The following is a 17293-nucleotide window of genomic DNA, read 5'->3' as shown; positions in this document are numbered from 1 at the left end:
CCTGGAGCACCCTTCGAGGCCTCCGCTGCGCTCCGGCCCCTCAGGATGAGGGTTGGGGATGGGACCGTCCGGCGTCGCGGCGGTGACCGCCGCATCCGGAGGGCGCATCCCGTCAACCTGGGTTCGCAGCCTCGAGGAGCCACCGGCTCAGTCCGGCGTCAGGTAGCGCCGCCGCGCCCAGCCGAGGCTGCGTTCGAACCGGACCCGGCACCATGTCAGCCCGCTCGGCGTATCGTTGGTGCAGCCGAAGCCGAGAACCCGGCGCCCGACGGGGATCTGCCCGAGGGCGGGGGCGCCCGCGTCCGGCGCCTCGCGGATGGCGAGGCTGTCGTCCCGCGGCAGGCCTTCGACCCGGAAGGTCTCGGCCGCCCGCGCGGCGTCACCCGCTCCGAGGAGCAGGGTGAGCGCGAGAAGACGTGTCGGCCGCAGCGGCATGGGTGGGAGATCGGGGCGAGGGGTCGGCAGGAGGGACGGAGCGCCGGGGCTCAGGTGCGGTGGATGCCCATCATCGCGGTCAGCCCGCCATCGACCGGCAGCACCGCGCCGGTGATGTAGGCCCCGCCCGCGCCGACGAGGAAGGCGGCCGTCGCCGCGACCTCCTCCGGCGCCGCGAAGCGCCCGAGCGGGATCTGGCGCTCGATCCCGGCGCGGTGGCTGGCGTAGGCGGCGAGCATCCCGGTGTCGATGAAGCCCGGGGCGATCACGTTGACGGTGACGCCGCGCCTGGCCGACTCGATCGCCAGCGTCCGGCAATAGGCGATCAGCGCGCCCTTGGTCGCCGCGTAGGCCGCGTTGCCGGCATTGGCCTGGAGCGCGGCCACCGAGCCGATGGCGACGATGCGGCCCGAGCGCGCCCGGATCATGCCCCGCACCAGCGCCTTGGCGATCCGGGTCATCGACCAGAAGTTGACCTGCATCGCCGCCTCGGCCCGGTCCCGGTCGAACATGGCCGCGAGCGCGTCCGCCGATTGCCCGGCATTGTGGACGTAGCCGTAGAAGCCCTCGCCCTCGACCGCCTCGCAGAAAGCCTCGACCGCGGCGCGGTCCGACAGGTCGAGGGCACGCGCCTCGATGCGGCCCGCCCCGTGCGCCCCGGCGAGTTCGTCCGCGAGGGCCCGTGCCCGCTCCGGCGAGGAGCGGTAGGTGAAGGTGACGTCGTAGCCGGCTCCGGCCAGGGCGCGGACGGTCGCCGCGCCGAGGCCCGAGGCGCCGCCGACGACGAGGACGGACTGCTTCCGCGCGCTCATGCCTTGCGCACTCATGCCGGCTCGTCTCCCAGGACGAGGCAGGTGTTCTGCCCGCCGAAGCCGAAGGAGTTCGACAGGACCCGCGAGACGCGGGTGTCGCGGGCGGTTCCCACCACGTCGAGGCGCAGGGCCGGATCGGGCAGAGCGTAGTTGATGGTCGGCGGAATGCGCCCGTGCCGGATCGTCAGCAGGGACACCACCGCCTCGATGGCGCCGGCCGCCGTCAGGGTGTGGCCGATCATCGACTTGTTGGAGGAGATCGGCAGCCGCGCCATCCGCTCGCCGAACACCGCCGAGCAGCCGAGCGCCTCCATCTTGTCGTTCTCCGGCGTCGAGGTGCCGTGGGCGTTGACGTGGTCGATCGCCTCCGGCGCGACGCCCGCATCGTCGAGCGCGGCGCGCATCGCCGCGATCACCGGCGCGCCGTCCGGGCTGGAACGGGTGCGGTGGAAGCCGTCGCCCTTCTCGCCGCAGCCGAGCACGTAGCCGAGGATCCTCGCCCCGCGCACCCGCGCGGATCCGGCGCTTTCGAGGACCAGCGCGGCGGCACCCTCGCCCATCACGAAGCCGTCGCGGTTCTTCGAGAACGGCTTCGAGGCGGCCTCGGGCGGGTCGTTCTGCGTCGAGAGCGCCGAGAGCAGCGAGAAGCGGATCAAGGATTCCGGGTTCACCGAGCCGTCGGTGCCGATGCAGAGCGCGGCCTCCATCTCGCCCCGGCGGATCGCCTCGACGCCGAGCTGGATCGCGGTGGCGCCCGACGAGCAGGCGGTCGAGAGCGAGATCGGCGAGCCGCGGGTGCCGAAGCGGTCGGCCAGGCGGTCGGCCACCGTGCCGAAGATGAACAGGTCGTGCCACGCGTCGAACCGCCGGCTCGCGGCCGCGCGCCGGAGGCCGGCATAGGTCACCGCGCCCGGCTCGCCCGCGGCTTCCGCCAGCGCCTGCCGCTGCGGCCACTCCATCTCGACCGGCGGCACCGCCACGAACAGGCCGCCCGGAAAACCCGCGCCGATGCCGGACTGCGCCACCGCCTCCTCGGCCGCGACGGTGGCGAAGCGCTCGGACAGCAGTGGGGCCACCAGCGGGTCGGTGTCGAGGAAATCGACCGTGCCGGCGATGCGGGTGCGCAGGCCCTCGGTCGGGAAGCGGGCGATCGAGCGGATGCCGGAGCGGCCCGCGGTGAGCGCGTCCCAGTTCTCGGTGAGGCCGCGGCCCAGCGAGGTGACGATGCCGAGGCCGGTCACCGCGACGAGCGGGCGGCCTTGGGCGTCGTGGGTGGACGAGGAGCGGGGATCTGGCATCGGCGCCTTATACGACATCCGGTTGATGATTTCGGCCTCTCCTGCGTCATCGCGAGGCGAAGCCGTGGCGATCCAGGGCGCGCCCTTTCCGGACAGGGCGCGCCCTGGATCGCTTCGCGGCCGCTCGCGATGACGGAGGGGGGCCAAACCCGAAGCGATCAAGCGGAAACGGTATGAGACCATCTTTTCGGCCCGCCCGCATCCGGTGGAGGGCGGTGGCCGACGAGGGGCTCTCGTTCCCGCATCGTCCCGAAAGCCGGCAGCCACCTTTCGGGACGATGCTCTAGACCTTGACGACGCGGATCACGCCCTCGCCGCGGCGGTGGCCGACGGAGGTGACCGCCACTTCCCCGGCCGAGCCGACCGCGCAGAGCGCCGCCGCGAGCGCCGCGCCGAAAGGGGCCGCGACCTCCAGCGGGTGGCCGATCATGTCGCCCGTGGCCCGGATGCCCGCGCCCGGCAGGGCCGCGTGGATGCCGGCGATCTCCTCCCCGGCGAGGTCCGACAGGCCGGTGGCGCCGGAGAGCACCACGTCCGGCCGCTCGACGCCGGCCTCGCCGATCAGACGGGCCAGGCTCGCGGAGACGCTGCCGGGCGCGCGCGCCACCCGGTCGTTGGCCACCGGCATCAGCCGGGCGAAGGCCTTGGCGCCGCGCGCCGTCGCGTGCTCGGCCGATTCCAGCACGAGGAAGGCCGCGGCGCTGCCCAGGACGAATCCGCCCCGGCCGTCCGCCCCGCGCTCGAAGACCGGCCGATAGGCGGGCGTGAGCAGGAAGCCGCCCATCTCGTGCACGACGATCACGTCGGGCCGCTCGGCATTGTAGGAGCCGCCGACCATCATGGTCTCGACCTGACCCGAGGCGATGCGGGCATGGGCGATGCGCAGCGCGTCGACGCCGCTCGATTCCTCGCCCATGAAGGTGCGCGAGGCGCCGGTCACGCCGTGGACGATGCCGATGTTGCCCGCGAGCAGGTTCGAGAGCTGGGCCAGGAACAGGGTCGGCCGCAGGTCGTTCAGCAACCGCTCGTTGAGGAAGGCGCCGGGTTCGGCGGCCCCGCGCAGGCCGGTGAGGATCGCCCCGTCGACCGCATAGTCGCGCTCGCCGCCGCCCGCCGCCACGATGAGCGGCAGCGCCGACTTGAAGGCCGCGTCCTGCTTCACCCCGGCCGAATCGAGCGCGAGCCCGGCGGCGTAGACGCCGAGCCGCTGCCAGGGCTCCATCTGCCGCTGGTCGGATTTTTTCGGGATTTGCGTATCGAGCGTCACCGGCGCGACCGGATGCACCGGGTAGGGTGCGAAGGTCTCCGCATCCGTGCGCGGCGGATCGTTCGAGGCGAAGGCGGCCAGGTGCGCCTCGATCCCCTCGCCGGCGCAGGAGACCAGACCGATGCCGGTGACGACGACATCACGGCCCGTCCGGCGGCTCACGGCTGCGCTCCGTCGAGAAGGCCGATCCTGCGGGCGCGCTCGCGCATCGGCGCGTCGAGCCCCGCAGGGAACGGCATGGTGCGGAACCGCAATTCCGCGTCGCACAGCGCCTTGCCCTCGTGCCGGATCGCCGCCTTCGTCACCGCGTAGCCCGAGCCGTCGTGCTCCAGGCTCGCGGTGATGTCGAGGGCGGCGCCGGGGCCGACGAAGGAGCGGAAGCGGGCCTTGTCGACGCCCATGAGGAAGGGCATCTGCGCGAAGTCGAGATGGGCCAGCACGAGGTAGCCGGAGGCCTGGGCCATGGTCTCGGTCAGCAGGACGCCGGGCACCAGCGGATGGCCGGGGAAGTGCCCTTCGAAGACCGGGCTCGCCTCGGGGACGAGCGCCCGCGCCTCGATACGGCCGGCGGCGCGGTCGAGCCGCACCACGGAGTCGATCATCTCGAAATATTCGAGCCGCATCGCGGTCAGCGCCCTCGGCCTGCCCGCGTCAGGCCTTGGCGGCCTTCTCGGCCACCAGCCCGTCGATGCGGGCGCAGAGGTTCTTGAGCACGAAATACTGCTCGGCCGGCACCTTGCCCTCGTTGACCTCCTGGGTCCAGCGCTCCAGCGGCAGCTTGATCCCGAAGGCCTTGTCGACCGCGAAGGCGATGTCGAGGAAGGCGAGCGAATCGATGCCGAGATCGTCGATGGCGTGGCTCTCGGGCGTGATCTTGTCGCGTGGGATGTCCGCCGTCTCGGCGATGATGTCCGCGACGCGGTCGAAGGTGGCGGTCTCGTTCGACATAAGGGCTGGCCGCTTTCTCGATTCTTCGTGTCCGGCGTCGCCGACCCCTCGCGCGGCACGCCCCATGGCGCCCGAGCCGATCCGCGGCCCCGCATCGCCGCCGGTTCCCGATGGCGCGTCTGAAAGATTGCGACCCCTTACACGAAGCGGTGGAGCGCGGGCAACCTCGGGCGTCACGCTCCCAAGGCGCCGAACGCGAAGCGACGGCCTTTGGAGACCGCTCCTGTCACCTGACCCGTCATCCGGGTTCGCTTGTCGGCGCCCCCGGAGCGACGAGGGAGGACGCGGGATCGGGCGACTCGGCATCCGGGCGGCTCGCTGTCGACCCGCGTTCGGAGCCTGGGTCGCGCTCCGTCGCGGCCGGCCGGTTCAGCCCGCCGAGCGGCTGAGATCCAGCGCCGGGGCGCGGGTATCGGCCCCCTGCCTGGGACGCTCGCGGCCGGTCCGGCGGCCCTCGGCCGGCAGCGGCCGCTTGCGCTCCGGCATGCGCGGGCGCACCAGTTCGCCCAAGGCCACGAAGCGGTCGTCGTGCCGCTGCCCGGCATCCCGGATGCCGAAGCCCAGGGCGAAGGAGCGGGTGAGACCCTCGTCCGACGCGATCCCGTAGCGGTCGAGCGCGGCCATGAAGACGCGGCGGAAGCTCGGCGGCGCGCACCACGCCTTCTCGGCGAGCTGCATCGGCCATGTCCACAGCCCGTCGCCGCGGCGGCCCGCGATCTCCTCGCGGGCGATGAAGTAGCCGCTGGCCCGGTGTTCGAGGCCGTCGTCGAGGATCCGCCAGTCCCGGTCCGGCGCCGGTCGCCGCGCAGGCGCTTCCGGGCGGTCGAGCAGGTCGTCTTCGAAGCCGATCTCGATCATGGAAGCCTCCTGGCTCGATGGGTTCCGGAAAGACCGAGTGGCGAATCGGTTCGGAACGTTCCATGAACAATGGGCGCGGCCTCATCGGCGGTCAAGCATTTGTTCGCAATTCGTTCTTGAAAAGAAGGCGTGCGGCCGCATTGTCGGGCGGGCCGTGGAACCCTGCGCAGCCGCCATAGGTTGCCTGCGCCGCCGGGACGATGCACGCGGCGGTCAGCGGAACGAGGCGGTCGATGCACGGCGTGGACGAATCCGATCCCGGCGCCGCCCGCGATGGCGTCGCGGGGCGCTCCCCTGCCCAGGCGTTCTTCCGTGCGCTGCTGGTGGCCGCCCTGCTGGGGCTCGGGCTCACCATCCTGTCCGGCTTCCTGCGGGCGCTGGTCTGGGCCGTGGTGCTCGCCATCGCCCTGTGGCCGCTCTTCGCCCGCGCCCGGCGCCGGTTTCCGCCCGGGCGGCGCAACCTGCTCTGGCCGGCCCTGTTCACCGCCGCCGTCGCCCTCGCCCTGTTGCTGCCGATCGCGGTGCTGGCCGTCGAGGCCCTGCGCGAGGCGCGCGATCTGCTGGACTACGCCCGGGAGGCCGAGCGCTCCGGCATCCCCGTGCCCGATGTCGTCGCCCGCCTGCCCTACGGCTCGGCCGCCGTCACGGCGTGGTGGAACGACCATCTCGCCCATGCCGGCCTTGCCCACGAACTGACCGAGCGGCTCAACACCGCCTCGAACCGCGATCTCACCCGCACCCTCGGGGCCGGCCTCGTCCACCGGGTCGTGCTGTTCGGCTTCTGTCTGCTGACGCTGTTCTTCCTGTTCCGCGAGGGCGACGCGGTGATCGCGCAGGGGCTGCGGGCGAGCCGGCGCCTGTTCGGCCCCCGGGGCGAGCGGGTCGCGCGCCAGATGGCGGCCTCCGTGCACGGCACCGTCGACGGGCTCGTCCTCGTCGGGCTCGGCGAGGGCGTGCTCCTCGGGATCGTCTACGCCTTGGCCGGCGTGCCGCACCCGGTGCTGTTCGGGGCGCTGACGGCGGTCGCCGCGATGATCCCCTTCGGCGCTCCGCTCGCCTTCGGGCTCGCCGCCGTCCTGCTGCTGGCCGGCGGCGCGGTCGTTCCCGCCCTCGTCGTGGCGGCGGCGGGCTTCGTCGTCACCTTCGTCGCCGACCACTTCGTGCGCCCGGCGCTGATCGGCGGCACCACCCGCCTGCCGTTCCTGTGGGTGCTGCTCGGCATCCTCGGCGGCGTCGAGACCTTCGGGCTGCTCGGCCTGTTCGTCGGGCCGGCGGTGATGGCCGCGCTGATCCTGCTGTGGCGGGACTTTACGGACGGCGCGGAAGAGGCTGCGTCCGGCTGACCGGTCCGCTGCTTACGGCGTCATCGCGAACGGAAGTGCCGCGCCTCGGACCCCGCGACCTTTTCGGAGAAGGCGGCGCACTGGACCGCTTCGGCCCCGGAAGGGGCATCCGAGCGGTCCCGCTCCATGCCGCGATCGCAGGGGCATCCGCCTCGCGGTGATGCGGCGGACTCTCAGTGCCTATTTGACCGGCCACCGTGTCTTCGTCGGGCAACGGCAAGGCGAGAGGAATGCCCTGCTCCCATCCTGAACCCTCATCCTGAGGTGCCGGAGCGGAGGCCTCGAAGGGGGCTCCAGGAATCGCGCGGGATCTGGAGCATCCTTCGAGGCCGCTCACGCGGCACCTCAGGATGAGGGGCGAGATGGGATCATCGCAGTCAAACAGGCTCTCAGTGCCTGAGCGGCCGGCCGAGCTTCTTCGCGAGAATCCGCTGCGGGCTCTTCTCCGGGTCGGCCTGATCGGCCACCGCGATGGTGGCGGTCTGCTCCAGCATGTAGCGCCCGCCCATGGCGCCGTGCATCACCAGGTCCGAAAAGGTCACCCAGGTCTCGCCGGGCTGGAAGCGCACGTCCGCCTGGGGGGCGTTGGCCTGATAGTCCATGTCGCGCTTCAGGGCGTCGTGCAGGTGCAGCATCAGGTGGTCGTATTCCGAGCGCTTGGCCTTGGTGATCTTCAGCGCCGCCAGCACGCCCGCCGAAAGCCCGGAATAGCCCGGGAGCCTCGGCAGGAATCTTTCGGCCATCGAGCCGAAATCCTCGCCGACCCGCCACAGCCGCGGCTGCCCCTCGGCGTTGATGTTGCGGAAGATGCGCAGGATGCGCTTCTCGCCGATCGGGTTCGAGGGGAAGGCGTCGACATGCAGGCGCGTGTCGTCGCGCCGCCAGCTCAGCTTGCGCCGGTCGACGTCGAACGGCCGATAGGAGGTGCCGGCGAGCGAGACCTTGCCGGCATAGGCCGGCAGGGCGGTGTCGATCAGGTCTTGCGCGAAGCGGCGGTAGCGCACCAGCAGGGCGCGCAGGCGGGCCTGCTCCTCCTCGCTCCCGGCCGCGCCGCGCAGTTCGGCGGATTCGCCGCGGATCGAGACGTTCTTGGCCTTGCCGTCGGCGAAGGGGCGCTCGACGAAGCGCCGCTCGAAGGCGTCGAAGGGAAAGTCGAGGTCGCGGAAGACGAGGACCGAGCCGCTCTCCAGCGCCTCGACGAGGCCGGGCGCGCCCGGTGCCGCCTCGGTGCGGGAGACGGGAAGGACGGGGCTGATCATGGCTGGCCTTTTCGCACGATATGATAGGGCGCGATGTAGCCGACCGGCTCGGGCCCTGCCAACACGATAAGCCGCCGCGGGCCTCCGCGGGGCGGCCCGGCCGTTTTGCGGTGGACGAGGCATCCCGCCCGCTTGCCCCGCCTCCCGCGCGCGCGTCTCCTTCGGCGGCAACCTGAGGCCCGGACGCGGCGTTTTCCCGCCGACCGTCCGCTCCTGGACGAGGAACCGGCCATGGCGACGCTGAAGGAATTCGAGGAGGCCCTGCGCGAGCACGGCATGCACATGGCGCTCGCCCTGCTGGAGCGCCTGCGCGAGCGCGACCGGCAGACCCGCACGATCCGCCCGGCCCGGCGCATCACCGGCCGGAAGATGACCCCCGACCTCGCCCGGGCGATCCTGGAACTGCACGCCTCCACCGGCATGACCCAGCAGGAGATCGCCTTCAAGGTCGGGGTGAACCAGGGCCGGGTCAACGAGGTGATCAAGCGCGGCAAGTGGCTCGACGACGATCCCCACGCCCCCGAGGCGGCGGCCCGGGACAAGGCGAAGGCGCGGATGCGCGCCGACCCGAAGCCGCGTCCGAAGCCGTCGCCCCGCAAGGAGGCGCCGCGGGTCGCCCGGAAGCCGGCCGCGCCCCAGGGGCAACTCGTGTTCGGAGATCTGTGGCGATGACGGACGAGGCGCCGTGCCGGGTGGTGCGCCCCGGCGAGGCCTTCACCGGCAAGCAGGGCCTGTCCTACGCCCCCGGCATCTCGGCGGAATCCGTCGGCGCGACCGGCATCCACCTGCAGATCGTGACGATCCCGCCCGGTGCCCGCGCCAGGGCCCACAAGCACGAGGGCCACGAGACCGCGATCTACGCCGTGTCGGGCGTCTCCCGCATGTGGTGGGGCGAGCGGCTGGAGCACCACGCCGAACTCAAGCCCGGCGAGTACCTCTACATCCCGGCCGGCGTGCCCCACCTGCCCTACAACCCGAGCCCGAGCGAGCCCTGCACCGCGATCATCGCCCGCACCGATCCGAACGAGCAGGAGAGCGTGGTGCTGCTGCCGCATCTCGACGGGATCCATCCGTGACCGGCGCGGTCGCGGAGGCATCCTCGTCGTCCCCGGGCCCACGTCATGCGCCGCGTCCTCGTTTCCGCGACGATCCTGATCGCCGCCGGCCCCGGGCCGGCCCTGGCGCAGCGCCCCTCGGCGACGACCCTCACCTGCGCCCAGGCCCGCGCCGTGGTGCAGCGGCAGGGGGCGGCGGTGCTCGGCACCGGCGGGGCGACCTTCGACCGCTTCGTGCGCGACCGCTCCTTCTGCGAGGCGACCGAGATCGGCCGGCGCGCCTTCGTGCCGACCCGCGACGCGCCGGGCTGCTTCGTCGGCTACACCTGCTACGAGCCCGGCCGCGGCGACCGCTTCGGGGATTTTTGAAGGACCGGCTCGGGAGCGGGGTTCCGGCCCGTTCGGCAGCGTCGCGCTGCCGGATGGCTTCGGCTTCGCCGCGCGACGACGGGGCGGGTCCTCTCACGCCGTCATGGCGAGCGGCAGCGAAGCGATCCAGTCGCCGCGACGTCGATGGACCTGGAGCGTCGTCCCGAAAGGTGGCCTCCGGCTTGTCTGAAAAGACGATGCAAGAACAAGAGCCTGGCGCGACGCCTTCGGTCCCTCTCCACAGGGTCGGCGTCCGGGACGCGACCGCACACGAAAACGCCCCGGCCACGGCGGCCGGGGCGCTCCTCCGCGGGGTCGGCCTCGCGGCCGGGCGGTCAGGCCGCCTGCTGGACCGAGCCCTCGATCACCGGCTGGCTCGACGCGCGGCCGGCGATCTCGATGCGGCGCGGCTTCTTCGCCTCCGGCACCTCGCGGACGAGGTCGACGTGGAGGAGGCCGTTTTCCAGCACGGCGCCGGTCACCTGGACGTGGTCGGCGAGCTGGAAGCGGCGCTCGAAGGCGCGGGCGGCGATGCCCTGGTAGAGCACCTCGGCGGGCTTGCCCTCGGCGGCCTTGCGCTCGCCCTTGATGGTGAGGGCGTTCTCCTTCACCTCGATCGACAGGTCGGCCTCGGTGAAGCCGGCCACCGCGACGGTGACGCGGTAGACGTTCTCGCCCGTGCGCTCGATGTTGTAGGGCGGGTAGGTCGGAGCGGCCTCGGCGCTCACGAAGCCGTCGAGGGCCGCGAACAGGCGGTCGAAACCGACGGTGGAGCGGTACAGGGGAGCCAGATCGAACTGACGCATCACACATCCTCCAGAAGAAGCAACATGTCGTGGGTCTTCGGGTCCGCCCGGGGGCCGGACCATCGCACCGCCGTCTCGGCCGGTGCTCCCGTGATATCGGTGGGGAGCAAAAACCGCGCAAGGGTCTGCTTGCGGGGATCGCGCGCGAATTTTTCGAAAACGATTCCGGGGACGAGCCGACCGTGCTGACGCTGCGATCCACCCCCGACAACCCGGTGCCGCCGGGCGCCCGCCTCGTGCCCGTCGAGACCGCCGACGGCGTGCCCTTGCGGGCCGCGACCTGGCAGCCGACGGCGCGGGGCGTGAAGGGCACGGTCTGCCTGCTCCAGGGACGGGCCGAGTTCATCGAGAAGTATTTCGAGACGATCGCCGACCTGCGCGCCCGCGGCTTCTGCGTCGTCGCCTTCGACTGGCGCGGCCAGGGGGATTCCGGGCGGCAGGTGCGCGACGCCCGCAAGGGCCATGTCCGCCGCTTCGACGACTACCGGCTCGACCTGCGGGCGATCGCCGAGGCGGTGCTCGTGCCGCACGCGCCCGAGCCGTATTTCGGGCTCGCGCACTCCATGGGCGGGGCGGTGGCGCTCACCGGCGCGGCGGAGGGCTGGCTGCCGTTCCGTCGCCTCGTCGCGGTGGCGCCGATGCTGGCGATCCGCATGGTGCGCTGGCCGGCGGGCGCCTCGCTGCTCGCGCGCGGTCTCCACCGGCTGGGGCTCGGGCGCGCCTACATCCCGTTCGGCAGCGCCGTCTCGATCGCGACGAAGCCGTTTGCCGGCAACCGCCTCTCGACCGACCCGGTGCGCTACGCCCGCAACGCGGCGGCCGCCCACGCGGTCGGCGCGGGCGCGGTCGGCGATCCGACCATCGCCTGGCTCGCCTCGGCCTACCGGGCGATGCGCCGGCTGGAAGACCCGGCCCTGATCCGGCGGATCCGCACGCCCTGCCTGATCGTCGCGGCGGGGGCGGACCCGGTGTGCGGCACCCCGGCGATCGAGCGCTTCGCCGCCCGGCTCAAGACCGGGCACCTGATCGTGCTGCCCGGCGCCCGCCACGAGATCCTGACCGAGTGCGAGGCGATCCGCGCCGATTTCTGGGCGGCCTTCGACGCCTTCGTGCCCGGCCACGGGGCTCGGGCGGCGGCCGAGGAGCCCCGGGCCGGGGCCGTCGCTTGAGTGCGAGGCCCTGATACGGTTTCCGGTTGATGACCTCGGCTCTCCTGCGTCATCGCGAGCGAATGCGAAGCGATCCAGGCCGCCGCCCTATCCGGAGGTGTCGCGCCCTGGATCGCCACGGCTTCGCCTCGCGATGACGCAGGAGAGCCGAGGTCATCAACCGGATGTCGTATGAGGCTCGGACCCTCACGGCTTGGTCACGGGTTGAGGATTCCCAGCGCCGCCTCGTGCAGCCGGGGATCGCCCGCGGCGACGATTCGTCCGCCGCCGGTGGCCGGGCCGCCGTCCCAGCCGGTGACGACCCCCCCCGCGCCCTCGACGATCGGGATCAGGGCGACGATGTCGTAGGGCTTGAGCCCCGCCTCGACCACGAGGTCGATCTGGCCCGCCGCCAGCATGCAGTAGGCGTAGCAATCGGTGCCGTAGCGCGACATCTTCACCCGTCCCTCGACCGCCCGGAAGCGCTCGGCCTCCTCGCCGGCCTCGAACAGGCGCGGATCGGTGGTGGCGAGGATGGCGTCGGCGAGCGCCTCGCAGCGGCGGGTGTGCAGGCGGCGCTCGCCCCGGGACGAACGCACGCTCGCGGTCTTGCCGTCGCCGAGGAAGCGCTCGCCGAGATAGGGCTGGTGCATCAGGCCGCGCACCGCCGCGCCGTGATGGGTGAGCCCGATCAGCGTGCCCCAGGTCGGCAGGCCGCCGATGAAGGCGCGGGTGCCGTCGATCGGGTCGAGCACCCAGACGCATTCCGCATCCGCCCGCTCCGAGCCGAATTCCTCGCCGAGGATGCCGTGGGTGGGGAGCCGGTCCTTGATCATCCGCCGCATCACGGCTTCCGCGGCGCGGTCGGCCTCGGTCACGGGGTCGAAGGCGCGGCCCGTCCCGTGGGACTTGTCGTCCAGGCCGAAATGCGCCCGGAAGAACGGCAGGATCGCCGCTCCGGACTGGGTGGCGAGGTCTTCCATGAACCGGGCGAGATCGACGACGCTCATCGAGGGGCAGCCTCCCTGTGACCACCGACGACGAAGCCGCCGGGAGGCCGCCGCGTCAAGCCGGCTCGGGTTGCGCCAGGGCCATCGCTCGAAGCCGCTTGAGCGGCTTCGCGGCGCGAAGAGCGCCGCGCGGAGCGGGTTTGTCAGGACATTCGTCCTGACAAACATCGAGCGGAGCGAAAGCCCAAGGGGCCGAGATGTCCGCGGAGGCGGGCGCCGGCGACTGAGGCTGGCTAAGGAACCCAGGGCCATCGCTTCAAGCGATGGCCCTGGGCTGCGCCTGCCGCGGGGGCGTGGCCGCGTCGCGGCGTTCGGGGGCGTTGGCGCCGCCCCCGTGACGGGCCATGGCCAGGATCGTCTCGATCAGGGCGCGCAGGGAGGTGACGTGGTCGTCCGCGCCGAGCTTGGCACGGAGAGCCTCGTCGGAGAGCACCGCTTCGTCGAGGCGCCACAGGCCGGCGACGACGGGCACGGCGTCGAGCTTCCGGCGCAGCCGCGAGACGAGGCGGCGCAGGTGCGCGGGCTCGCCCGTGAGCGCCAGCGAGATCACGCAGACCGCCTGGGCCGGCCCCGGATGCCAGTCGTCGATGCGCACCCGGGCGACCTCGGCGAAGGGCACCGGCCGCGTGCCGAAGCCGCGCTTGCGCAGGAGCTGGTCGGCGATCGCGGTGGCCGCCCCGTCGAGGAAGCCGCGGCCGGAGACGAGGAGCACCGCCCCGTCGGCGCGCCACGCCTCGGGCAGGGCGTCGGGATCGGGCTCGGGGATCGGGTCGCTCTTGCAGGCGCCCTCGCCCGCCCCGTCCGGGATCGGGCGCGCGGCCTTGTCGGACGCCTCCGGCAGCCGGTCCTCGCGCTCCTCCAGATCCTCCACCAGCGCCGTGATCGAGGCGCGGATCCCGTCCTTCTGGTCGGGGGTGAGCACGCCGCGGGCGGCGTCGCGGGCGGCGAGTTCCAGGCCTTTGAGCACCACGTCGTCGTAATAGGCCGAGAGCGAGCATTCCCGCAGGATCAGGTCGGCGTGCTCCTGCGCCTCCTCGGGGTCGTCGGCGAGCATGCGCTGGTAGAAGTTCTCGATCGGGGTGAGCGCCGGGCGGTTGCTGAACAGCACGTCCAGGAATTCGAGCCGGTCGACGTGGCGCCCGAGCACGACGAGGCAGACGGTGAGCGGCGTCGAGAGCAGGAGTCCCACCGGTCCCCACAGCCAGGTCCAGAACAGCGCCGAGACCAGCACCGAGAACGGCGACAGTCCGGTCGAGTGGCCGTAGACCAGCGGCTCGACGATCTGGCCGACGACGGGCTCGACGAGGGCGAAGAGCAGGAAGGTCGCCACCACCATGCTCCAGCCCGGATCGACCGCCGCCGCGAGGGCGATCGGCAGGACCGCCGAGAGGAAGGCGCCGATATAGGGCACGAAGCGCATCACCAGCGCGAAGATGCCCCACAGCACGGGGCTCGGCACGCCGATGATCCAGAGCCCGACGCCGATGACGATGCCGAAGGCGGAGTTGAGGGCGAGCTGGCCGAGGAAGTAGCGCGAGAGCCGCCGCGCCGCGTCGTCCATCGCCACCGTCGTGCGGTGGAGGTCGCTGGAGCCGGCGAGCCGGATCAGGCGGTCGCGCAGATCCTCGCGCTGCATCAGGATGAACAGCAGCACCACGAGGACGATGCCGGCGGTGGCGAGCGGCTGCGCCACCGGCGAGAGCACGGTGCCGGCGAGTTCGACCGGGCTCGGCCGGCGCTCCTCCACCTGCACGAGGACCGGATTCGACGGCTCCGGCTCGGTCCTGCGGGCGCTGTCGCGGGCGGCCTGCGGCCTGGCCTTCCCGGCCGCCTCCTTGCTCTCCTCGCCGCCCTGATGGATCGCCCGGTTGATGTTGGCGATGTAGTCCATCGTCCGGCCGAGCATGCCGGTCCGTAGGCCCTCGACCTTGCGCTCGATGGTGCGCTGGTAGCGCGGCACGTCCTGGGCGAGTTCGGCGACCTGCACGCCGATGACGGTGGAGAGCGCGGCGATGATCCCGGCGGCCAACAGCACCGAGACCAGCACCGCAAACGCTCGCCCCAACCGCAGGCGGCGCAAGAAATTCACCAGCGGGCCGAGCACGAAGGACAGCAGCACCGCGATCGCGATCGGGATCAGCACCTCGCGGCCGAGAGAGAGGCCGGCGACGATGATCGCGAACACGATCAGCGAGGAGGCGAGCGGGCCGCGGGGCGCCTCGGCGGCGGCGACGCGGGTCGGATGCGGCGGCGCGACGAAGCCTTCGCCGGGGGACATACGCTTCATCTCGGGCCGGGCTTCCCTGCAACGCGACGCTCAAGGCCGGCGCCCGGAGGCACCTGAATTCGAGAAACCGTGAGCGGGCCGGATTCGATCCCGCAAACTTCGCCGTGGCGAGGGGGCTGCGTCCGGATCTCCACTCGGAGCCTGTCCGATACGCCATCCGGTCGATGAGTTCGGCCTGTCCTGCGTCCTTGCGAAGCCGTGACAAACCAGGGCGCGCCCTTTCCGGACATGCCCGCGCCCTGGATCGCTTCGCGGCCGCGCGCGAGGACGGAGGATGGCCAAACCCGAAGTGATCGATCGGAAACGGCATGACCGGGAACCTGCCGCCTGCCCCTCGGGATGAGGCTGCGAACAGGATCGCCGTGGTCAGACAGTCCCTCGGATCTCCCCATAGGGGCGCAGGGCAAGGCCCGCCCGCTCCAGCCCCGCCCGCACCGCCCGGGCCATGGCCAGAGCCGCCGGGTTGTCGCCGTGGACGCAGACCGTGTCGATCGCCGCCGGGATGCGGCGGCCGCCCGGCGTGAACACCGCCCCCTCCCCGACCATGCGGGCGACGCGCTCGGCGGCGTCCTGCGCGTCGTGGATCACCGCGCCGGGGGCCGAGCGGGGGCTCAGCGTCCCGTCCTCGGCATAGGCGCGGTCGGCGTAGATCTCGCGCACCAGGGGCAGCCCGGCCCGCGCGCCGGCCCGCTCGGCGGGCAGCCCCGGCATCACCATCAGGGCGAGGCCGCGATCCACCCCGGCCACGGCGCGGGCCAGCGCCTCGGCCACGGCCTCGTCCTCGTTGGAGAGGTTGGCGAGCGCCCCGTGCGCCTTGACGTGGGTGAGGCGGGCGCCGGCCAGGGCGGCGCAGGCCTGGAGCGCGCCGATCTGATAGGCGACGTCGCGCTCGATCCGTCTCGGGCTCTCCTGAATCCGGTTCCGGCCGAAGCCGCGCAGATCCGGGAAGCCCGGATGGGCGCCGATGGCCACGCCCCGCGCCCGCGCCGCCGCGGCGGTCTCGACCATGATGTCGGGGTCGCCCGCGTGGAAGCCGCAGGCGACGTTGGCCGAGGTGACGATGTCGAGGAGCGCGGCGTCGTCGCCCATGCGCCAGGGGCCGAAGCCCTCGCCGAGATCGGCGTTGAGATCGATGCGGGCGCTCACTCGGCGGCCCGCACGGAAGGCGACGCCTGGGGCTGCGCTGCCCCGGAACTTTCGTCGTCCGATGGCGGCTTGCGCCGCATGACGACGCCGTAGCCCTCCTCGTCGTCGCCGATGAAGCGGATGCCCTCCCCTTCGAGCACCGAGCGGATCGCGGCGAGCGTCCTGGTCCGCGGTGCGACCTGATCGCTCTCGATCATGTTCAGGGTCACGGCGGAGATGCTGGCGCGGCTCGCCAGAACCCCTTGGGTCCATTTGAGAAGGCCGCGTCCGGCGCGGATCTGGGCAGGGGTGATGGCGGATGGGATCATGAGGCGGGAGATGGGCGAAGCTGAAAGAATTTTCAAGTTTGCGGTTGACGCAGACGGGGCGGGCCCGTATCCCCGGCCCATCGGTTCGGCCGGACCGGAGAACGGGCGTGACCGCTTGCCCGCATGGGAAGGTCCTCGCCCGTTCGCGCCACGTCCGGTTCACGACTCGAAAAGATCACCGGCGCGGGCCGGTCGGCGTTCGGTTATCACCTGTCCCGTGAAGCCCCGATCGCCCCTTCACACGTCCGCGTCTCCCGTTGGCCCCGCCTCGACGGAGCAAGGCATGAAACACGACGACCTCAGCGTCGCCGCTTTCGCCCGTCCAGGGTCCGAGCGGCCATGGTCGATGCGGCCGTATCCGGTCGCACGCGCGATCGTCGGCCACGCGGGCCGATAGCGGACGGTTATCTCAGGGAATCGAACGCCTGACGCCTCCGGGCGGAGGGCTCGGTTGTCCGCAAGGACATGCCCGTCCGCACCCCCATGCCCGCGTGGCCGCCGCTCCGGTTCGGCCGTGAATCCCCCCATCCCCATCCCCATCCCGGCGGTCCCTGCGGGCCGAACGGACACGGTTACCGGTCAGAGCGCCGCGGCACCCGCCGCGGAGGTCGCGGATTCGAGCTCCGCCGGGCGTCACGCCCGTAGCTCAGGAAAACCCGTCCCCGACATCCACGACCGCGGGGCCGTTCGCGGCAAGGTTGTCATTCTTCATGAGGGGGTCGCGGGTTCGACTCCCGCCGGGCCGATGGAGGCAGGTGATCGTCGGCCGGAAGGCCGGGTTCGAATCCCACGGGGCCGCGAGGTCCGATGCCTGGGTGGCGGACGGGCGACGCACGCCGCGAGAGCGGGTTCTCTGTCTCTCCCACCATGCCCGCACGGCCGCTGGAACGATGAGAAGAATTCGGCCGCGCGGGCCGGATTGCGAGGATGATCTGGTCCTGGGG

18 protein-coding genes are annotated in these 17293 nt (G+C 72.3%); 5 read left to right on the top strand and 13 right to left on the bottom strand.

Annotated features, from left to right (window positions below):
• Positions 1-147: 147 nt before the first annotated feature.
• The 7 genes from PGN25_21210 to PGN25_21180 all read right to left on the bottom strand — a co-directional run bounded on the left by PGN25_21210 (position 148) and on the right by PGN25_21180 (position 5618).
• Positions 148-435 (bottom strand): SH3 domain-containing protein, encoded by a 288-nt coding sequence (locus PGN25_21210; GenBank protein MEH3120032.1) that lies wholly within the window; start codon positions 433-435, stop codon positions 148-150.
• 50 nt (positions 436-485) lie between these two features.
• Positions 486-1262: an SDR family NAD(P)-dependent oxidoreductase gene (locus tag PGN25_21205; protein MEH3120031.1), complete on the bottom strand. Its 777-nt coding sequence runs from the start codon at positions 1260-1262 to the stop codon at positions 486-488.
• A complete protein-coding gene (locus PGN25_21200) occupies positions 1259-2545 on the bottom strand; it encodes a beta-ketoacyl-ACP synthase (protein MEH3120030.1) in 1287 nt (428 codons plus the stop codon). Before PGN25_21200 ends, PGN25_21205 begins: the two co-directional genes overlap by 4 nt.
• 283 nt (positions 2546-2828) lie before the next feature.
• Entirely contained in the window at positions 2829-3974 is a 1146-nt protein-coding gene (locus tag PGN25_21195; protein ID MEH3120029.1) for a beta-ketoacyl-ACP synthase, read from the bottom strand.
• On the bottom strand, positions 3971-4435 hold the full coding sequence (locus PGN25_21190; GenBank protein MEH3120028.1) for a beta-hydroxyacyl-ACP dehydratase: 465 nt from the start codon (positions 4433-4435) through the stop codon (positions 3971-3973). The genes PGN25_21195 and PGN25_21190 overlap by 4 nt, the downstream gene beginning before the upstream one ends.
• A gap of 28 nt (positions 4436-4463) precedes the next feature.
• A complete protein-coding gene (locus PGN25_21185) occupies positions 4464-4760 on the bottom strand; it encodes an acyl carrier protein (GenBank protein ID MEH3120027.1) in 297 nt (98 codons plus the stop codon).
• A 369-nt stretch (positions 4761-5129) separates the two neighbouring features.
• Complete coding sequence (locus PGN25_21180) at positions 5130-5618, bottom strand: hypothetical protein (protein MEH3120026.1); 489 nt, start codon at positions 5616-5618, stop codon at positions 5130-5132.
• 233 nt (positions 5619-5851) lie between these two features.
• Here PGN25_21180 and PGN25_21175 point away from each other — a divergent pair, with 233 nt between their 5' ends.
• Positions 5852-6961 (top strand): AI-2E family transporter, encoded by a 1110-nt coding sequence (locus PGN25_21175; GenBank protein MEH3120025.1) that lies wholly within the window; start codon positions 5852-5854, stop codon positions 6959-6961.
• A gap of 389 nt (positions 6962-7350) precedes the next feature.
• Here the strand turns inward: PGN25_21175 and PGN25_21170 are convergent, their stop codons facing one another.
• On the bottom strand, positions 7351-8220 hold the full coding sequence (locus PGN25_21170) for a Kdo hydroxylase family protein (GenBank protein MEH3120024.1): 870 nt from the start codon (positions 8218-8220) through the stop codon (positions 7351-7353).
• A gap of 231 nt (positions 8221-8451) precedes the next feature.
• Between PGN25_21170 and PGN25_21165 the strand changes: the two genes are divergently transcribed.
• The 3 genes from PGN25_21165 to PGN25_21155 are packed head-to-tail and all read left to right on the top strand — an operon-like array spanning position 8452 to position 9644.
• A complete protein-coding gene (locus PGN25_21165) occupies positions 8452-8892 on the top strand; it encodes an RNA polymerase subunit sigma-70 (GenBank protein MEH3120023.1) in 441 nt (146 codons plus the stop codon).
• Complete coding sequence (locus PGN25_21160) at positions 8889-9296, top strand: cupin domain-containing protein (GenBank protein ID MEH3120022.1); 408 nt, start codon at positions 8889-8891, stop codon at positions 9294-9296. The genes PGN25_21165 and PGN25_21160 overlap by 4 nt, the downstream gene beginning before the upstream one ends.
• 45 nt (positions 9297-9341) lie before the next feature.
• Complete coding sequence (locus PGN25_21155; protein ID MEH3120021.1) at positions 9342-9644, top strand: hypothetical protein; 303 nt, start codon at positions 9342-9344, stop codon at positions 9642-9644.
• Between the two features lie 335 nt (positions 9645-9979).
• Here PGN25_21155 and PGN25_21150 read toward each other — a convergent pair whose 3' ends face one another.
• Positions 9980-10450 (bottom strand): Hsp20 family protein, encoded by a 471-nt coding sequence (locus PGN25_21150; GenBank protein MEH3120020.1) that lies wholly within the window; start codon positions 10448-10450, stop codon positions 9980-9982.
• A 182-nt stretch (positions 10451-10632) separates the two neighbouring features.
• Here PGN25_21150 and PGN25_21145 point away from each other — a divergent pair, with 182 nt between their 5' ends.
• Positions 10633-11619 carry an alpha/beta hydrolase gene (locus tag PGN25_21145; GenBank protein ID MEH3120019.1) on the top strand — a complete coding sequence of 329 codons (987 nt, stop codon included), beginning with the start codon at positions 10633-10635 and terminating at the stop codon, positions 11617-11619.
• Between the two features lie 197 nt (positions 11620-11816).
• Here PGN25_21145 and hisN read toward each other — a convergent pair whose 3' ends face one another.
• The 4 genes from hisN to PGN25_21125 form a co-directional block, all read right to left on the bottom strand.
• Positions 11817-12608 (bottom strand): histidinol-phosphatase, encoded by a 792-nt coding sequence (gene hisN / locus PGN25_21140; GenBank protein ID MEH3120018.1) that lies wholly within the window; start codon positions 12606-12608, stop codon positions 11817-11819.
• A gap of 256 nt (positions 12609-12864) precedes the next feature.
• Positions 12865-14895 carry an AI-2E family transporter gene (locus PGN25_21135; protein ID MEH3120017.1) on the bottom strand — a complete coding sequence of 677 codons (2031 nt, stop codon included), beginning with the start codon at positions 14893-14895 and terminating at the stop codon, positions 12865-12867.
• Positions 14896-15261: 366 nt separating this feature from the next.
• Positions 15262-15984 (bottom strand): 5-oxoprolinase subunit PxpA, encoded by a 723-nt coding sequence (locus PGN25_21130; protein MEH3120016.1) that lies wholly within the window; start codon positions 15982-15984, stop codon positions 15262-15264.
• A gap of 53 nt (positions 15985-16037) precedes the next feature.
• Positions 16038-16349 carry a helix-turn-helix transcriptional regulator gene (locus PGN25_21125; protein MEH3120015.1) on the bottom strand — a complete coding sequence of 104 codons (312 nt, stop codon included), beginning with the start codon at positions 16347-16349 and terminating at the stop codon, positions 16038-16040.
• Positions 16350-17293: the final 944 nt, after the last annotated feature.

The sequence above is a fragment of the Methylorubrum populi genome (assembly GCA_036946625.1).
GTDB lineage: Bacteria > Pseudomonadota > Alphaproteobacteria > Rhizobiales > Beijerinckiaceae > Methylobacterium > Methylobacterium populi_C.
This window is presented reverse-complemented; position numbering and strand designations above follow the sequence as displayed.